16 protein-coding genes are annotated in these 15,111 nt (G+C 47.6%); 7 read left to right on the plus strand and 9 right to left on the minus strand.

Annotated features, from left to right (window positions below; genetic code table 11):
• Positions 1 to 15: 15 nt before the first annotated feature.
• Positions 16 to 1,131 (plus strand): rhomboid family intramembrane serine protease, encoded by a 1,116-nt coding sequence (locus VNK96_09885; GenBank protein ID HWP32015.1) that lies wholly within the window; start codon positions 16 to 18, stop codon positions 1,129 to 1,131.
• A gap of 4 nt (positions 1,132 to 1,135) precedes the next feature.
• Here the strand turns inward: VNK96_09885 and VNK96_09890 are convergent, their stop codons facing one another.
• Together VNK96_09890 and VNK96_09895 are read right to left on the minus strand one after the other, a co-directional pair.
• Positions 1,136 to 1,585, minus strand: a complete 450-nt coding sequence (locus VNK96_09890; protein HWP32016.1) for a low affinity iron permease family protein — start codon at positions 1,583 to 1,585, stop codon at positions 1,136 to 1,138.
• An 18-nt stretch (positions 1,586 to 1,603) separates the two neighbouring features.
• Complete coding sequence (locus VNK96_09895) at positions 1,604 to 2,848, minus strand: FAD/NAD(P)-binding oxidoreductase (GenBank protein ID HWP32017.1); 1,245 nt, start codon at positions 2,846 to 2,848, stop codon at positions 1,604 to 1,606.
• 112 nt (positions 2,849 to 2,960) lie between these two features.
• On the opposite strand from VNK96_09895, the gene VNK96_09900 reads away from it, so the two are divergent.
• The 3 genes from VNK96_09900 to VNK96_09910 are packed head-to-tail and all read left to right on the plus strand — an operon-like array spanning position 2,961 to position 5,302.
• Positions 2,961 to 3,929, plus strand: coding sequence for an ABC transporter ATP-binding protein (locus VNK96_09900; GenBank protein ID HWP32018.1), 969 nt, complete (start codon positions 2,961 to 2,963; stop codon positions 3,927 to 3,929).
• A 7-nt stretch (positions 3,930 to 3,936) separates the two neighbouring features.
• Positions 3,937 to 4,914, plus strand: coding sequence for an ABC transporter ATP-binding protein (locus tag VNK96_09905; protein HWP32019.1), 978 nt, complete (start codon positions 3,937 to 3,939; stop codon positions 4,912 to 4,914).
• Entirely contained in the window at positions 4,898 to 5,302 is a 405-nt protein-coding gene (locus VNK96_09910) for a hypothetical protein (protein HWP32020.1), read from the plus strand. The genes VNK96_09905 and VNK96_09910 overlap by 17 nt, the downstream gene beginning before the upstream one ends.
• Positions 5,303 to 5,407: 105 nt before the next feature.
• Here the strand turns inward: VNK96_09910 and erpA are convergent, their stop codons facing one another.
• The 5 genes from erpA to uvrC form a co-directional block, all read right to left on the minus strand.
• Positions 5,408 to 5,827, minus strand: coding sequence for an iron-sulfur cluster insertion protein ErpA (erpA, locus tag VNK96_09915; protein HWP32021.1), 420 nt, complete (start codon positions 5,825 to 5,827; stop codon positions 5,408 to 5,410).
• 49 nt (positions 5,828 to 5,876) lie between these two features.
• A complete protein-coding gene (locus VNK96_09920) occupies positions 5,877 to 6,110 on the minus strand; it encodes a hypothetical protein (GenBank protein HWP32022.1) in 234 nt (77 codons plus the stop codon).
• Positions 6,111 to 6,589: 479 nt separating this feature from the next.
• On the minus strand, positions 6,590 to 7,372 hold the full coding sequence (locus VNK96_09925) for a hypothetical protein (GenBank protein ID HWP32023.1): 783 nt from the start codon (positions 7,370 to 7,372) through the stop codon (positions 6,590 to 6,592).
• Between the two features lie 3 nt (positions 7,373 to 7,375).
• Positions 7,376 to 8,056: a hypothetical protein gene (locus VNK96_09930; protein ID HWP32024.1), complete on the minus strand. Its 681-nt coding sequence runs from the start codon at positions 8,054 to 8,056 to the stop codon at positions 7,376 to 7,378.
• Positions 8,057 to 8,337: 281 nt separating this feature from the next.
• Positions 8,338 to 10,164, minus strand: coding sequence for an excinuclease ABC subunit UvrC (gene uvrC / locus VNK96_09935; protein ID HWP32025.1), 1,827 nt, complete (start codon positions 10,162 to 10,164; stop codon positions 8,338 to 8,340).
• Positions 10,165 to 10,625: 461 nt separating this feature from the next.
• Here uvrC and VNK96_09940 point away from each other — a divergent pair, with 461 nt between their 5' ends.
• Both VNK96_09940 and VNK96_09945 read left to right on the plus strand, forming a co-directional pair.
• The gene (locus VNK96_09940; GenBank protein HWP32026.1) at positions 10,626 to 11,783 is read left to right on the plus strand and encodes an aminotransferase class I/II-fold pyridoxal phosphate-dependent enzyme; all 1,158 of its coding nucleotides are present in this window, start codon (positions 10,626 to 10,628) and stop codon (positions 11,781 to 11,783) included.
• 130 nt (positions 11,784 to 11,913) lie between these two features.
• The gene (locus VNK96_09945) at positions 11,914 to 12,690 is read left to right on the plus strand and encodes a hypothetical protein (GenBank protein ID HWP32027.1); all 777 of its coding nucleotides are present in this window, start codon (positions 11,914 to 11,916) and stop codon (positions 12,688 to 12,690) included.
• Positions 12,691 to 12,709: 19 nt separating this feature from the next.
• On the opposite strand, the gene VNK96_09950 is transcribed toward VNK96_09945, so the two are convergent.
• Positions 12,710 to 13,072, minus strand: a complete 363-nt coding sequence (locus VNK96_09950) for a hypothetical protein (protein ID HWP32028.1) — start codon at positions 13,070 to 13,072, stop codon at positions 12,710 to 12,712.
• A gap of 82 nt (positions 13,073 to 13,154) precedes the next feature.
• Between VNK96_09950 and VNK96_09955 the strand changes: the two genes are divergently transcribed.
• Entirely contained in the window at positions 13,155 to 14,171 is a 1,017-nt protein-coding gene (locus VNK96_09955) for a DUF1385 domain-containing protein (GenBank protein ID HWP32029.1), read from the plus strand.
• A 106-nt stretch (positions 14,172 to 14,277) separates the two neighbouring features.
• On the opposite strand, the gene VNK96_09960 is transcribed toward VNK96_09955, so the two are convergent.
• Entirely contained in the window at positions 14,278 to 14,931 is a 654-nt protein-coding gene (locus VNK96_09960; GenBank protein HWP32030.1) for a hypothetical protein, read from the minus strand.
• Positions 14,932 to 15,111: the final 180 nt, after the last annotated feature.

Below are 15,111 nucleotides of genomic sequence, written 5' to 3' on the forward strand. Positions count from 1 at the left end.
ATCATTCGCACACGAATGAGACCCCTTCCTTGGGTTACCTTTACTTTGATTCTTGCGCAGCTCGCTGTCGCTGCATTTACTTTAGGAGACTCCGATGCCGCATATTCATGGGGTTTTATTCCGAAAGAGGGATTTCTCGAACGAACGGTTACGATATTCACTTCTTTATTCGTCCATGTTGACCCTATTCATTTATTGGGCAATTTATTGTTTTTAGCGGCAGTCGGACCCGTTGTCGAATCCGCGGCTGGCGCAATTCGATTCGGTGTCGTTTATCTTCTTTCCGGTATCTTCGGTGTTTTCGTTCATTCGATGATGGTTTTAGCCGCGCAACCCAATATCGCATCCGAACCGTTGATAGGAAGTAGTGCGGCGACAGTGGGTCTCATCGGCTATTCGTGGTTACGTTTTTACCGTTTTCGCGTTCCCGTCGCTCCGGGATGGAAAGTGCCAGTTTTCGTAATTGCAATCGTATGGGTTATTTTACAAGTCGCTGGTGGATTTTGGTCGAATATCCAACTCGGTTCAGAAAATTCCTATTGGTCGCATTTGGGGGGGTTCTTGATTGGGTTTTCTCTGGCGATACTCTTCGGCGCAAGAAAAGCAGCGTTAGAAGAAAGTTATGCGCCAGTGCTGGAAGAAGCACGCACCCGCTCACCGCAGGCATTAATCAACGCAGCAAAGGAAATTTTAACTCAAAACCCCGACTCCCTCTTTGCTCTTAAAGCACTCGCTGAAGGGTTCCTTGCGCAAAACGACCATGAGGAAGCGCTGAAAGCGCTCGAAAAAATGTTGGATAAAGATCCGCTTTACGAAAATGCTTTCGCTGTGAAAAAAATCAGCGAACTTCGGGGATGGGAAAGAATTCCCTCAGTTCGCAGGCTTCGAATTGCGGAGCAATTGTTACCTTCTCAGCCCGAAGTGGCAGAACATATTCTGCAGAGCATACTGCGAGAAAGTCGAGATGCGACAACCGTCCATGCTCTTGCGATGATGTTGGACATCGTTGCAAAATCCGACCCGACATCCGCCCGCCATTATGCATCCGAACTGGAGAAACATTTTCCTTTCAGTCCCGTCACAGAAATTGCGCGTTCGAAGTATCCCGAATTATTCCTTCGCAAGGCGTAAGCTTTTAAATTTCTGGTGTACCTATATCCGCTTTCCCCGATTTAATCTCCTCTCTCGCTTTGCGAGCTAATTCTTCGTACAGTTGTTGGAATTTTTCTAAAATGTTCATGTCCAATTCTTCTAAATCGAGGAGAGAGTTGTGCGCTCCTTTCGTAGCACGAAGGAGCTCATCCAGTTTAATTTGCATCGCTGCGGTGTCCCGCATTTGGGTGTTCTGAATGATAAACACCATGAGAAACGTGATGATTGTGGTCGCGGTATTAATGACCAACTGCCAAGTGTCACTAAATCTGAACATAGGTCCTGTAATTAACCAAATTAAAATAATTGCTAAGGCTATTAAAAAAGCGAACGGATGCCCCGTCCAGCGCGAAGCCCATTTCGCGAAACGAGAAAACCATGTAGTCGAGACCACAAGATTTTGGATACTACTTTGACTGGATTTGCTTTTCATTTCTGCACCTCTGTTTAGTTAGGTAAGTAAGGATTCGAACTTGGTGATATCGAACTCTCTCTTTTCCAATTCTTGTTCCAGAGGAGTTGCGTATGCACCTTGGAGCACGAGTCGTTCGAAGAGTTCGCTCAGCGGTTCTTGTTCTTTGTAATCTTTTCGTAAATCTATAACTCCGTCAATTTTTCCATCTCCGAAAAGGAACACTTCTGTTAAAACGGATGCATTCGCATCCCCGAATAAATAAGATTTTGCTGCTCTCTCTGGATATCCTCGCAATATCATCGAAAGTTCTCCGACATCGCTGAAGAAATAAGGGACCATTTTATAGTCGTTCGTTTCTCCAGCCATACAACGTCCTGCATGCTCGCCGGTCCATTTTGCATGAAGATGATGTTCTGCGCTGTATGTCCCTTTGCAAATAACGTCATCGAAATACGCGACATCACCTGCGACCCATATGTCTGCATCGCTCGTTCTTAAGGTCGAATCAGCCAATACACCTTTTTCATCCGTCGGAAGCCCCGCTCGCTTCGCGATGTCGAGGTTTTTTTCGATACCGATACCAGCGATAATCATATCCGCATTCATCAACCGTCCGGATTTGGTTTCCACTGCCCCATCCTTTACGCGTGAAACTGTATCCTGTGTGATAACTTCACAGCCAATCTCTTGTAAATACTTCTGTATCGCAGCAGCGATATTCTTCGATGGAAATCGAGCCCAAAGCATCGGTCCTGCTTCGACGATGGTAACTTCCAGTCCGCGTTTTCGTAAAGATGCCGCGACTTCTGCTCCAATGTATCCACCTCCTATAATTACTGCGACCTTTGCCGATTTCGATGCCTCTCGAATTTTTTCACTGTCCGATGCAGTTCGCAAAAGCATGATCCTTTCTGAGCCTTCTACAGGAATCGGCTTCGGAGAAGAACCCAACGCATAAAGAAGTTTGTTGTATATGATTTCTTCACCTGTTTCCAATGCAACGCGGTGGTTTTCGCGGTCTAATGCCACCGCTTTGGTGTTCAAAATCAAATCAATATTGTTGTCTTTGTAAAAAGAATCCTCTTTCGCGCTCGCATCCTCTGGTTTCATCTCGTCATTCGTTAGAAATCCTTTCGAAAAAGGCGGACGGTCATAGGGTGGAAATTTATCTGCGCTGACGATTCCCATCGAGGATTCTTTATCGAGTTCTCTTATAGAGCCAGCGGCATATCCGCAACTCGTCCCTCCCCCTAAGAGAAGATAGTCGTATGAACGTGCCATTGTGATCCTCCTTTTGTCTTTTTAAATCCGACTCATTAAGTATGCAACAATCTTATCGAATATGCAAAACTATCACGAAACTTGAGAGAATTTTCGAAAGAAAAAGTTCTTCGTGAGTGTTTTACAAGTCTCGAATCTCCATATCGCTTTCGGAAATGTTGAAGTCGTCCGAGGCGTCTCCTTTTCTCTCGAAAAGGGCGAAACTCTCGGAATCGTAGGAGAATCAGGTTGCGGAAAGACCGTAACGGGCCTTGCCATCATGCGCTTACTCCCTCCCAACGGGAGAATCACCGCAGGAAGCGTGCTTTTCGAAGGCAAAGAACTGACCACCCTCCCAGAACACGAAATGCGGAAAATTCGTGGGGGAGATATCGCGATGGTTTTCCAAGACCCTTTTACGAGCCTAAACCCAGCCATGCGAGTAGGCGACCAAATCGCTGAGGCGATTGTTCTTCATCAAGATAAAACTTGGCGAGAGGCAAGAAAACAAGCAGTAGAAGAACTTCGCGCTGTGAAAGTCCCCGCACCGGAAAGCACGGCGAATAAATATCCGCACCAACTCAGCGGTGGACAGCGACAAAGAGTGATGATTGCCATTGCTTTTGCGTGTCGTCCGAAAATCCTCGTTGCAGACGAGCCGACCACCGCTTTAGACGTTACATTACAAGCACAAATTCTTACTTTATTAAAAGAACTTCAAGAAAAATACGGAACAGCGGTGATTTTGATTTCGCACGATATCGGCGTAGTGGGCACGGTCGCTAATCGCATCGCCGTTTACTATGCTGGAAAAATCGTAGAAATGGGTTCTGCGGAAAACGTTCTACGATTTCCGAAACATCCATACACGCAAGGATTATTGGGTTCGCTTCCGAGCGGAAAAGAACGACTCGCTTCGATTCCGGGTCAGCCCCCCGATATGGCGAATTTGGGAAAAGGATGCAGTTTTGCACCACGCTGTTCTTATCGTTTTTCGCCTTGCGACATAGAACCGGATTTAATCCCGCAAGATAGTCTGCATCGTGCTGCATGCTGGTTATTAGACCCAACTGCCGCTACGGAAAAAATTGCATCCAAATAGCGATTCCATGGAGAAGATTATTTTGGAAGTTAAAGATGCTGTCGTGGAATACCATGTTCCTGGGGGGGTTATTCGTGCGGTAGACGGCGTTTCTTTTGAATTGCAGGCTGGCGAAACTCTTGCCGTCGTCGGTGAATCCGGTTGCGGAAAGACCACGTTGGCAAAAGCCATTCTGGGTTTAGAACCTATCGCTTCCGGTCAAATAAAGGTTTTAGACGAGAAAGTCACGGATGATTTGCAAGGCCTCGCGATGCGGGTGGGAATCGTTTGGCAAGACCCTTATGCGAGTCTCGACCCGCGTTGGCGAATCGGTCGCTCGATTGCAGAACCATTGATCTTGCATCGAAAAGAATTGCTCGAGAAGGAAGGTAAAGGAAGCGGCGAATTCATCGAGCATCGAGTAAATGAAATTATGCTTCAAGTGGGCTTAGATCCCGCTTTGAAATCTCGTTATCCTCACCAACTTTCCGGAGGACAAAGGCAGCGCGTTGCCATTGCGAGGGCTTTAGTTCTCAACCCCCCCTTAGTCTTGTGCGATGAACCGACTGCTGCATTAGACCTTTCGATTCGCGCGCAGATATTGAATCTATTGAAGGAGTTGCAAGCGAAATTGCATTGCGCTTATCTATATATTTCCCACGACCTGACGACCGTGCGTTTCATAGCCGATAGAGTCGCTGTAATGTATTTGGGACGTATCGTAGAGATGGGTGAAACGGAAGAAGTTTTCGAGCAACCGCGACATCCATATACACGCGCGTTATTGGATTCTGCACCGACATTAGCACGTTTAGGAAAACTTCCTGCTGTTTTGCATGGAGAAATTCCCGACCCGCGTGAACGAATCGAGGGTTGTCGCTTCAAAACGAGATGTCCACGCAAAGGAACACCTTGTGAAACGATAGACCCCCCGATTACACAGGAAGGGGGAAGAAGTTATTTCTGTCATTTCCCTTTAATGGGTTCTCATGAAACGATTTCTTGAAATCGGTATTGTATTTTTCTTCATCCTTTGTTTTATTTCTTTCCAATTAGGTGTTCCCCTTTTCGCATTCGTTTTCTTTATCGTTGGCATCGCTCTTACGACATTCTACTTAAACCTCAAAAGGGGGGGACATCCCATGTTCGGAAGGCAATGCCTGCTCGTATTCGTAGAAAACAAATGGCGTGAAGACCATGGCCGCATGATGCACAGCATAGAGGAGGACACGGAAACTACTCGTTATCTTTGCAAACTAATTTTGCAAGACGGGCGAAAAATCGAAGTCGAAACGAATCGTATAGTATGGGAAAAATGCCCGGAAGGGGCTATGGGATACGCCACCTTGCAGGGGGAATGGATGGGAGATTTCGTCTTCGTACCCAAACGTTAAAAAATTTTTTTCTACAAAAAAAATTAGTTTTTTTGCAGGGCTATCGCATTATAAAAGCGCGTTAGGAAATCTTTTCGTATTGCTAGGAAACGGTTCTGCGAAAAGTTAAAAACCGCCGCAGCCGCCACAGCCGCCGGTAGGAGTATCCAAACCTTCCAGAGTTTCTTCTCCCGGCGCAAAGGATGAACCGCAACCGCAGGTTTTAATGGCGTTGGGATTTTCTATCTTGAACCCACCACCTAAAGAGTCTTCCACGAAATCGACTTGCGAACCGGCCATGTATTTCAGGCTGAGTTGGTCAACGAAAATCTTTACGTCCGAATGATAGAAAACCTCGTCGGTCTCTTCGGGCTCTCCGTCATCCAGCGCCATTCCGTAGGTGAGCCCGGAGCAGCCACCACCGGCTACCCAAACGCGTAAAGCGGCCTCCGGCTTTTCTTGTTCTGCCAAAAGAGCCTTTATTTCGGTTGCCGCACGTTCCGTGAGCGTAATCGGGGAGGTTTGAATGTCGCTTTTGTTCACCATGCTTTATTTCCTTATGAAATATTACCTGAAAAAGGTGCTGTCTTTAGGGTCAGCGCGCCCCGTTTTTCGATTCTTTCTCTTCGATGGCATCTTTGAGGGCTTTTATCGCGGCGCGTAGCCACTGTGCTTCGTTTTGCCATTGCTTGCTGGCATAGAGCGGTGGAAGGATGCGCCGGACATCCACCCCAGCAAAAGTGGCTTGCTTCCGGAGCCAGCGCGCCCTTTTGCGAAGGGCGTTCAGGTCTGTGGTCTGCGCTTTCGGTGCTGATTTTAGAGTTTTCATTCTTTTCATTTCTTGAAACGTTTTATGATCTTTAAGGGTTTCCAGATGGATTTTACTTCTATTTCGAACCAGCATATTCCTCGCAATTTTATTAGTTTTTTTAATCCCTTTTTGAAAACACTGTTATTCAAAAGACGGGTTAGACGCCTGGATGAGAAGGAGGAAAAAAGACGAGAAAGAGGAAAAAATCCGGATGGAAGCAGGAAAAATTAGGAGTGCCGTGTTGTGCGATTGTCGACCCTCTGTAAGAGCGCCGTAAGGTGCGATTTTTGATTCCTTAAAAAAGTCACGTGCACGCGATTTTCGACCCCCCTACACCGCAAGTTCGCAAGGGGGGATTAGTTTTTGGGAAAAACTAATATCTTTCGTTCTTCAAACAAAAAGCACACAAATCCATTTTTTGCTATTTTAAAAAAGGCTTTAAAAACGGCGAGGCTGACGCGAAGGTCAGCCCGCCGTGGTGCACGTGAGGGGTGCTGTCACAAGGAGGTGATGTTCTTGACGTAGTTTCCGCAAGTCGGACAGTATTTCCAACCTTTCTCGAGGTTGGTGTTGCATTGATCGCAACGAATGATGAGTCTCACGTTTTGCTGGGAATTAGTCGTGCTCGCCTTTGTTTCTATTTTTTTCGAAATGAGAATCGTGCCGTGATTCGTCACGGAATATTTCAAATTCGCCGGTTCTGTGATCGCTTGCAAAGCGGATTTCAAAGGAGTATCCGTCAGAAATGCATTGATGCGAAAAGTGCCGACATTCTGCGCAATCTCGATAGGTACACCGGTTTGCCGAGTCATCTCATCGCATGCGGCGCGCAGGTCCACTTTCTCCAGTTTGATGTTCACTTTTCGTGTAAGCATTTTCGTATCGAGCGTTTCACCGGAAACCATCTCGACCGTTTTAGCAATGGGTCTGCTGGATTGTGCTTTCGAAAAGATGTAGGTTCCATCTTGAATCCTATAGGTGAGACCGGCACATTGGCAAATCAAATCAATGGCTGAATCGAATGGGACATTCTGCAAATGCAGATGCAAACTGTAGGGAATCCCCACCTCGATGATGAAATTCTTTCCCGTTTGTGTGAAAAGGTCATAGAGAACAGTACGGACGTCGTTCCCCCTCGAGGAAATCGAGACGTTTTTGGTTTTGATGTCTATGGCGATAGGTTGCGGCTCATTGGCTGTTTCGACTTGCTGATTTTGAGCGAAACCCGTCGCCGTCGCCGAAATGGCGAGAATGAAGCAGAGCAGAGTTTTATTTTGCATGGATTACCTCCCTTGAGGCGTAATGGCTACGCCGATTTTTTTCCCGGATTCGTCGAAAATCTCGATACGATTCATAGGGGGGGACGATCGAGCGGCTTTCGAACGTTGCTTTTTAGGCGAAGAACGATTCACGGATTGAACCGGAGTATCGTTCGAAGTTTTCGCTTTCGAAACGTTCTGTGCCTTCTTCGACTCCTTTATTTCTTGTTGCCCCCCCGGAGAATTTGTGGAACTCGCTGTCGCTATGGATTTCTTGCTTTCCTCGTGTAGAGATGCATTCTCTTGTGCGTGTTGAGAAATCGGAGGATTCTCCTTAGAACTCAACGTTACCGATTCATCCCCCGTCGCCATTTTGTCTCCCAAGATGGCTGAAACAGGACCAGAAACGTAGCTCATCCCGATGAGCAACAAAGCACAGACGCCTGCAAGAAGGAGCATCTTGGCTGATTTGTCCTTTGTCTTTTTGCGCTCGTTCCCGATAGACCTGTTTTCAACGGCGGGGTCGAGCGCGGCAATCAATGCCTGTAAGGTCTTTCTTCTGTCCGAGGCGACAACTTTGCAAATGGGACAGTTGCTCACGTGGGCTTCGAATTCTTCTCCCTCGGGCGTCCCATCCAGTTTTCCGCTCAGATAAGGAATCAACCTCTCTCGGGCAACGGGGCAATCACTCTTGACCGCACTCATGTCTTATAATCCACTCGAGGTTTTCGCATCCTCGAAATACCGGGGCTAATTGGATTCTCGGTTCGGGGAAGTGCTTTTTTTAGGCTATAAAGAGAAAAACCATATTTTTTGCGGGGTAGTAAGAAGCACCGCTCCATTGAGGAATCTTCTTCTTAAACATCGCGTAATTAGGGAGAACTTACGGAGGGGGTCTTAGTCAATTCATAAGAACGTTCCCAAACAAGGTTTGAGAACGAAAAAAATAATTAGCACGGAGTCTAATACTTTTAATGAGGAAATAGTCAATCCCCTAAACTTTCCTTTACCACAAGGGCGAGGCGTCGAGTCATCGTAGGGACAGCGCTGATTTCCTCTATGCTTGCTTTGCGAATCGCTTCCACAGAGCCGAAACTCCGCAACAGCATCCGTTTCCTTCGAGGTCCCACTCCGGGAATTTCGTCCAAAGGGGAACGGAATAACTGTTTATTTCGCAATTTTCGATGGAAGGTAAGTGCGAAGCGATGCGCTTCGTCTCGCAAACGTCGCAAAAGAACCAGAGCAGGAGAATTCAACGGCAGTTCGATAGGTTCATGCTTGTCGGGAACATAAAGCAGTTCGAGTTTTTTAGCGAGACCTACGATGGGCAACACCATTCCCAATTCCTCAAGCGCTTTGAGGGCGGCGTTGAGTTGTCCTTTTCCGCCATCGATGACGATTAAATCCGGCAGTTTCGAGAATTTCGTATCCCCCTCTTTGTATCTTCGAAACCGCCGTAGTATCGTTTCTCTCATCATTGCGAAGTCATCCGGTTCTCCTGGATTGTATCGAATATTGAATCTTCGATATTCGCTTTTCACGGGCTGCCCCCCCTCGAACACGACCATGGAAGCGACCGGGGCTGTGCCTTGCACGTTCGAAATATCGAAACCTTCGATGCGCCAAACAGGAGTGGGAAGCGCAAAGGTTTCTTGCAATTCTGCTGCAGCCTGTGCAGCCCAAGTTTCCCTCGCTTCTTGTTCTTCTGCCATGTGTGCCAAAGCGAGTTCCGCGTTATTCGCCGCCATTTCGATAAGTTTCAATTTTTCCCCCCCTTTTGGAATCATCACTTTAACGGTGTTTCCGCGCTTTTGGCGTAGCCAAGTTTCTACGATGTGCTTTTCTTCGATTTCCACGGGAAGCAAAACTTCTTTCGGAACTTCCGGAGCATCGGTGTAATATCGCTTGACGAATTCCTGCACGGATTCACTGGGACTACTCTCCACAGCGCCATCCAAATAAAAATGCCTTTGCCCGATGAGTTTCCCCCCCCGAATATAGAACATCTGAACGGCTGCACCTCTTTCGTCTTTCACTAACGCAATCACGTCTTGGTCTTTTTGTTCGCCTGCGATGACCTTTTGGCGCTCCATCACCCGTTCGATGCTCTCGATCGTGTCGCGAAGATGCGCCGCGCGCTCGAAATCGAGTTTCTCCGAAGCCTCCGCCATTTCCTTTTTCAATTCCGTAAGCAAGCGGTCGGAGCGTCCTTCCAAAAACAGCGTGACGTTAGTGAGTTCTTTGCGATACTCTTCGGGATTGGCAAGACCAGCACACGGCGCCATGCATCTTCCCATGTGATAGTAAAGGCAAGGTCTTTGAACGGGCTCACCGGACCAACTTTTCCCACAGGGAATGAGTTTGAAAACCTTATGCAGAAGTTGCAGTGTGTCTCTGACCGCGAATGCGCTGCTGTATGGCCCGAAATATCGCGAACCGTCGCGCAAGAGACGCCTCGTGAATAGCACTCGCGGAAATTTTTCCTTTGTAATCACGATGTAGGGATAACTCTTGTCGTCCCGCAAGCGCACGTTATAGGGTGGGCGGTGTTCCTTGATTAGATTACATTCGAGAATCAACGCCTCGAGTTCGCCATCGGTAACAATCCATTCCACATCGCAGACCTTCTCGACCATTTTTGCGATGCGAAGGCTGAGCGTCGAGGACCTTTGGAAATACGAACGAACGCGCCCCCGAAGGCTGAGCGCTTTTCCGACATAAAGAACTTTTCCTTCGGAGTCTTTGAAAATGTAGCATCCCGGTTTATCGGGAAGCCTTGCGAGTTTCGCACCTATATCTGTCTGCGTTTTCACTTTTTGTTTGGGCTATTAGAGTTTAACACTCCGTTGTTGCCCGCTGTCGGCAATAACTTGGGGTCGAGATAGATAAATTGAAGGGAATAATCGCGCCTTACGGCGCTCCTGCAATTACAAAAATCAACCATCCGGTTTTCCTTCGAGCGTAGCGAAGAGGGGAAACTTTAAGGAGGGGGTGAAAATCTTTCAAAACAGTCTTTATTTTGCTTGCGGAGTGGAAGTAAGAATTTTTTTATGCCTCAACAGCTCCCGCTGTTGAGGCTTTTTGACCCCCTCCGTATGGTTCCCCTGCTTGCGCAAGGGGAACCGGTTTTTGATGAAAGATTCGCAACGAATTCTTGAATGGGTAGCGTTCTTGCGAGGAAATAGATAAAAAGAAATGTCGGAAAATCGCGCCTTACGGCGCTCCTACGACTTCGGTAGACTCTAAACCAGCCTATCAACGAGGAGAAATGCTTATGTCAGTTCCATCCCCTCGAATGGAAACCAGACTCATTCATGCCGGAGAGCCTGAACCGAGGATTCGAGACGCCGTAGTCACTCCGATTTTCCAGTCTTCCACTTACTTGTTCACGAAGGAAAGCGAATACCACGACATTCACTATCTTCGGTTGAACAATTCGCCCAATCATGAAGTGCTTCATGCGAAAATCGCCGCGCTCGAAAACAGTGAAGCAGGTCTCGTGGCGTCGAGCGGCATGGCAATCATCACGACAGCGCTTTTAACCGTTCTCAAAACAGGTGACCATCTCTTAGCGCAAAAAGGTCTTTATGGAGGTACGCATGATTTCATCGTGAAAGACCTTCCCGCTTTAGGAATCGAATACACTTTCGTGAGCATCGAGGAGGAGAGTCGTTGGAAGGAACATTTGCGTCCGAACACGAAAGTGTTTTATTGCGAAAGCATCACCAATCCCTTGATGGAGGTGGGGGATTTAGGGGGGGTCGCGAAGTTTGCTAAAGAACACGGTCTCGTTTCCATGATTGATAACACTTTTGCAACCCCTATTAATTTTCGACCGTTGGAACACGGTTTCGATTTAGTGCTTCATAGTGCGACGAAATACCTGAACGGTCACAGTGACATCGTTGCAGGAGCCGGTGCGGGAAGAGCGGAGCTCATCGAACGAATTCGTCAGAAACTCAATCACTTCGGAGGAACGCTCGACCCTCATGCCTGTTTCCTTCTTCATCGCGGATTGAAAACGCTCGCGGTGCGGGTTAGGTATCAAAACGAAAGTGCGTTACGTATCGCAGAGTTTTTGGAAAGTCGTCCACAAGTCGCCCGCGTGAATTACCCAGGCTTGCAAAGCAGTGCGAGCTATCCTCATGCGAAAAAACTTTTCGAAGGCTTCGGAGGCATGCTGAGTTTCGAACTGAAAGGGGGGGCTGATGCGGCGAAGAAGTTTATGGAAAAGGTACGCATTCCTCTCGTGGCGCCGAGTTTAGGGGGGGTCGAAACGTTGGTGATATTGCCAGCGAAGACATCGCATTCTGCATTGGATGTGAATGAAAGGGAAGAATTGGGGATCCGCGAAGGCTTGATTCGCGTTTCCGTTGGGCTCGAGGCAGTGGAAGACCTCATTGCAGACTTCGACACCGCATTGTCACCATAGGAGCGTCGTAAGACGCGACAATTTCGATACATCTTTATCCTCGTGCCCAAACTCTGTTTGGGCACGTACATCTTTTATTCTTGTTCCTTTCATCGCGCAATGCAACTCGAATAGGGATACAATATAAAAAATGCAACCAGTCGTTTTACTCGGAATCGCTGCGGGTTTATTGGGGCATGCTCCTGTAGACAATTTCGTTCACGAGCCCACCTCCGCCTACGAGACCAAGATTTACCACGGATTCACGGTTCGAATAAGCCGAGCAGCGCGTGCGAAAGCCCACGAACTTTATGCCGCTCTCGGGCTATTGAAAACGAAACTCAAAGAAATCACCGAAATCGTCCCCCCCGAACCGCTTTCAGTATTGCAGAAAATTCCGATTTGGGTGGAGTGGAACAATCCCGATTTTCCTTGCTGTTGTTATCATCCCGAAAGAAAGTGGCTAGAGCAAAATGGTTACAACGTGGATAAGGAAAACTCTGTGGAGATTTGCAACCCGACGAATTTCGTCAAATGGATGACGGAAGACCAACCGATGATGATTCTTCACGAACTTGCGCACGGCTATCACGACATCGTTCTCGGTTACGAAGATAAATACATCGAGAGTTGCTATCGAAATGCGATGACGCACGACCTTTATCGCTCTGTTCCTTATCATCGCGGTCAGAAGTTGCAGGCTTACGCTACCAGAAATCCCATCGAATATTTTGCCGAACTTACAGAGGCGTATTTCGGAAAAAACGACTATTATCCTTTTACTCGAGATGAACTAAAAGAATACGACCCCAAAGGATACGAGATGATGCAGAGAATTTGGGGAGAACCTTCGAAACCCGTATCTAAGCCACTCGATCGAGCGAAGGGGGGGCATTTTCGGTTATCCAAAATTAATTCATTGAAGTGATGCCTTGTTCGGTACAAAACTAAATCGAAATTTCTTTTTTTTCTTTGAATCCTTTGCAGGGACACGTACCTGCAGCGCCTATACATCTCCAAGCAGAATGCCAATCTTCGGGATGCCCACAAAGGCATATTCTTTGCTTCTTTTCTTTATGTTCGACTTCATCGGCAGGAGAGACTTTAACCAATGCGTATTGCACAGGAACGTCTTCGTGCTTTTCCGGCGGGGTGTCCATGAAAACCCAATCCACCTCCGTGACTTTCCATCGTTCTGGCTTTCCGCAGTGTAGTTCGAGGATATCTCCCACATGGGGAATCTGCTCATGCCACTCGTGTTCGAGCAGCAGTTCCTGCCCTGTAATATGGTCAACGATTTTGACTGTCATTTCACAACCCCCAAAAATGGACATTACAAAAAACCGATAAGTAGGTATAGAGTACCGGAAAAAGGCTATACTTTTCATCCCAATGCCGCAAAACGAAGAGATGCAGTACGGTGGACAAGCGGTCATCGAAGGGGTGATGATGCGCTCTCCGCGTTTTTACGCTGTCGCATGCCGAGCACCTAATGGAAAAATTGTTTTGCACACCGAATCCATTTCGCAAAGTTGGATCAAACGAGCCGGACTGCTAAAGATTCCTTTTTTGCGCGGGACTTTCGCGCTCTTGGATGCGCTCATGTTGGGAATCAAAGCGTTGAATTTCTCTGCGAAAATCCAAACGGAGTGGACGAACCCGAAAGAAATGGCAGAATCGAAAGACGGTGAACTTCGAACGAACGAAGTCATCACTGCGAGCCCGCAAATGGAGGGGTGGATGAAAGCGGCAGTGGTCGGTTCGATGATTGTGGGGCTTGCGTTGGGAATAGGATTGTTCAAAGTAACTCCGATTTGGCTTGCGCAAGTTTTTACCTATTTCGGCATCGAGGGGGGGCTTGCGCTCAATTTAGTGGAAGGTCTTCTCAAGGCTGTAATCTTTTTGCTTTATGTTTTATTGATAGGGTTTTTGAAAGATATTCATGAAGTTTTCAAATATCACGGCGCGGAACATAAGGCGATAAACACCTTGGAAGCCGACGAACCGCTCACGCTCGAGAATGCGCGCAAACAAACGCGTCTGCATCCGAGATGCGGAACGAGTTTTATGATTGTAGTGTTGCTCATTTCTATTATTGGATTTACTCTCGTTCCTCGAATGCTTATCGAGGGGAGTATTGTAGTCAACTTATTCCTTAGAACGATCCTTCAACTTGCGTTGCTTCCGCTTATCGCAGGAATAGCGTACGAAGCGATACGCTTCGCTGGCAAGCATCGCAACAATCGTTGGATACGTGCCGTTTTTTTCCCCGGCTTGATGACGCAATATCTCACGACACGTGAACCGAGAGAAGACCAAATCCAAGTCGCCCTCGTCGCGTTGCAAGCTGTTTTAGAAAAAGAAGAAGAGACTAAGAAAGAAACACCCACGACGATGCAGGCAGTGTGATAGGGGGGGGCTTGCATCCTACGCGCTGATAGGATAGGATTGCATTACAAAAGCAGGCAGCTGACAAACACGCACAATAATCTTGTCTCTGCTGTCATGTGAGTTACTATTCATCATTCATGGAATAAGGTCGAAACGCTTGGCCAACCAACAGCCACTGCGCGATGGTCAATAAGACACCCAATTGATCGGCTACGCTATCCGGTGGACCGAATCGCAATAAGGCGAACTGGATTGGAAAACATGCGAGCAGTACCAGAAGCCATCGCTGATTACGGCAGTTCCAAGCAGGGGGGGATAGATGTCTTTTATGGTAGGCGCGCCAAAAGCCTCTCATAGCCGCAACAGCTCCGAGCCCGAATAGAGCCGGACCGAGCCAAACCAATGATATGTCTATCCCAAAAGTGTCGCCTTTGAATCGAAAAGCATCGGGAACAAAAAACGCGAGCCACAAAGTTCCCGCAAAGAGACCGAGATGCCACAGCGTAATAACCCCGAGTAATGGCCATGTCGCGCGTCGCCAGACCGCCGCGAGAACGAATAATGTGGCAAATGCCGAAACAACGGGAAACCAGTAATCGCCATCAGTGCCGCGACCACCGAATCCGAACAACTCCCATTGATAAGAAGCTCCGTCGAATGCGCCGCGAACAGCCGGAAGCCAGAACACGACCGTGGTAAACGATGTCCAAAGGAAAAGTCCTCGTAGTAACCGGTCAGGCATGAACATGGTCGTCATCGCATCTTTTTGGTCTTCCATACTGACGTCGGTTCGGCTCTGTTACACTATCACCCCATCAAAAATCAACTACCACGTTGACGATGGGGAGGGAAAAAGTCGAGTCGTTCAGCAGTGTTAGCGTGAAGCTCGAACTCGATGTCTCCAACGCTAAAGCTCGAGAACTTATCAGGGAAGCGAGTGTTTTTTGTCACTTGGAGT

This window comes from Fimbriimonadales bacterium, assembly GCA_035559795.1.
Taxonomy (GTDB): domain Bacteria; phylum Armatimonadota; class Fimbriimonadia; order Fimbriimonadales; family ATM1; genus DATMAR01.

Excerpts from the sequence above, each read along its gene's own strand:
- erpA (HWP32021.1), bottom strand. The coding sequence starts at position 5,827 with ATGGTGAACAAAAGCGACATTCAAACCTCCCCGATTACGCTCACGGAA.
- VNK96_09895 (HWP32017.1), bottom strand. The coding sequence starts at position 2,848 with ATGGCACGTTCATACGACTATCTTCTCTTAGGGGGAGGGACGAGTTGC.
- VNK96_09890 (HWP32016.1), bottom strand. The coding sequence starts at position 1,585 with ATGAAAAGCAAATCCAGTCAAAGTAGTATCCAAAATCTTGTGGTCTCG.
- VNK96_09905 (HWP32019.1), top strand. The coding sequence starts at position 3,937 with ATGGAGAAGATTATTTTGGAAGTTAAAGATGCTGTCGTGGAATACCAT.
- VNK96_09955 (HWP32029.1), top strand. The coding sequence starts at position 13,155 with ATGCCGCAAAACGAAGAGATGCAGTACGGTGGACAAGCGGTCATCGAA.
- VNK96_09960 (HWP32030.1), bottom strand. The coding sequence starts at position 14,931 with ATGGAAGACCAAAAAGATGCGATGACGACCATGTTCATGCCTGACCGG.
- VNK96_09885 (HWP32015.1), top strand. The coding sequence starts at position 16 with ATGAGACCCCTTCCTTGGGTTACCTTTACTTTGATTCTTGCGCAGCTC.
- VNK96_09910 (HWP32020.1), top strand. The coding sequence starts at position 4,898 with ATGAAACGATTTCTTGAAATCGGTATTGTATTTTTCTTCATCCTTTGT.
- VNK96_09945 (HWP32027.1), top strand. The coding sequence starts at position 11,914 with ATGCAACCAGTCGTTTTACTCGGAATCGCTGCGGGTTTATTGGGGCAT.
- VNK96_09920 (HWP32022.1), bottom strand. The coding sequence starts at position 6,110 with ATGAAAACTCTAAAATCAGCACCGAAAGCGCAGACCACAGACCTGAAC.
- VNK96_09950 (HWP32028.1), bottom strand. The coding sequence starts at position 13,072 with ATGACAGTCAAAATCGTTGACCATATTACAGGGCAGGAACTGCTGCTC.
- VNK96_09930 (HWP32024.1), bottom strand. The coding sequence starts at position 8,056 with ATGAGTGCGGTCAAGAGTGATTGCCCCGTTGCCCGAGAGAGGTTGATT.
- VNK96_09940 (HWP32026.1), top strand. The coding sequence starts at position 10,626 with ATGTCAGTTCCATCCCCTCGAATGGAAACCAGACTCATTCATGCCGGA.
- VNK96_09925 (HWP32023.1), bottom strand. The coding sequence starts at position 7,372 with ATGCAAAATAAAACTCTGCTCTGCTTCATTCTCGCCATTTCGGCGACG.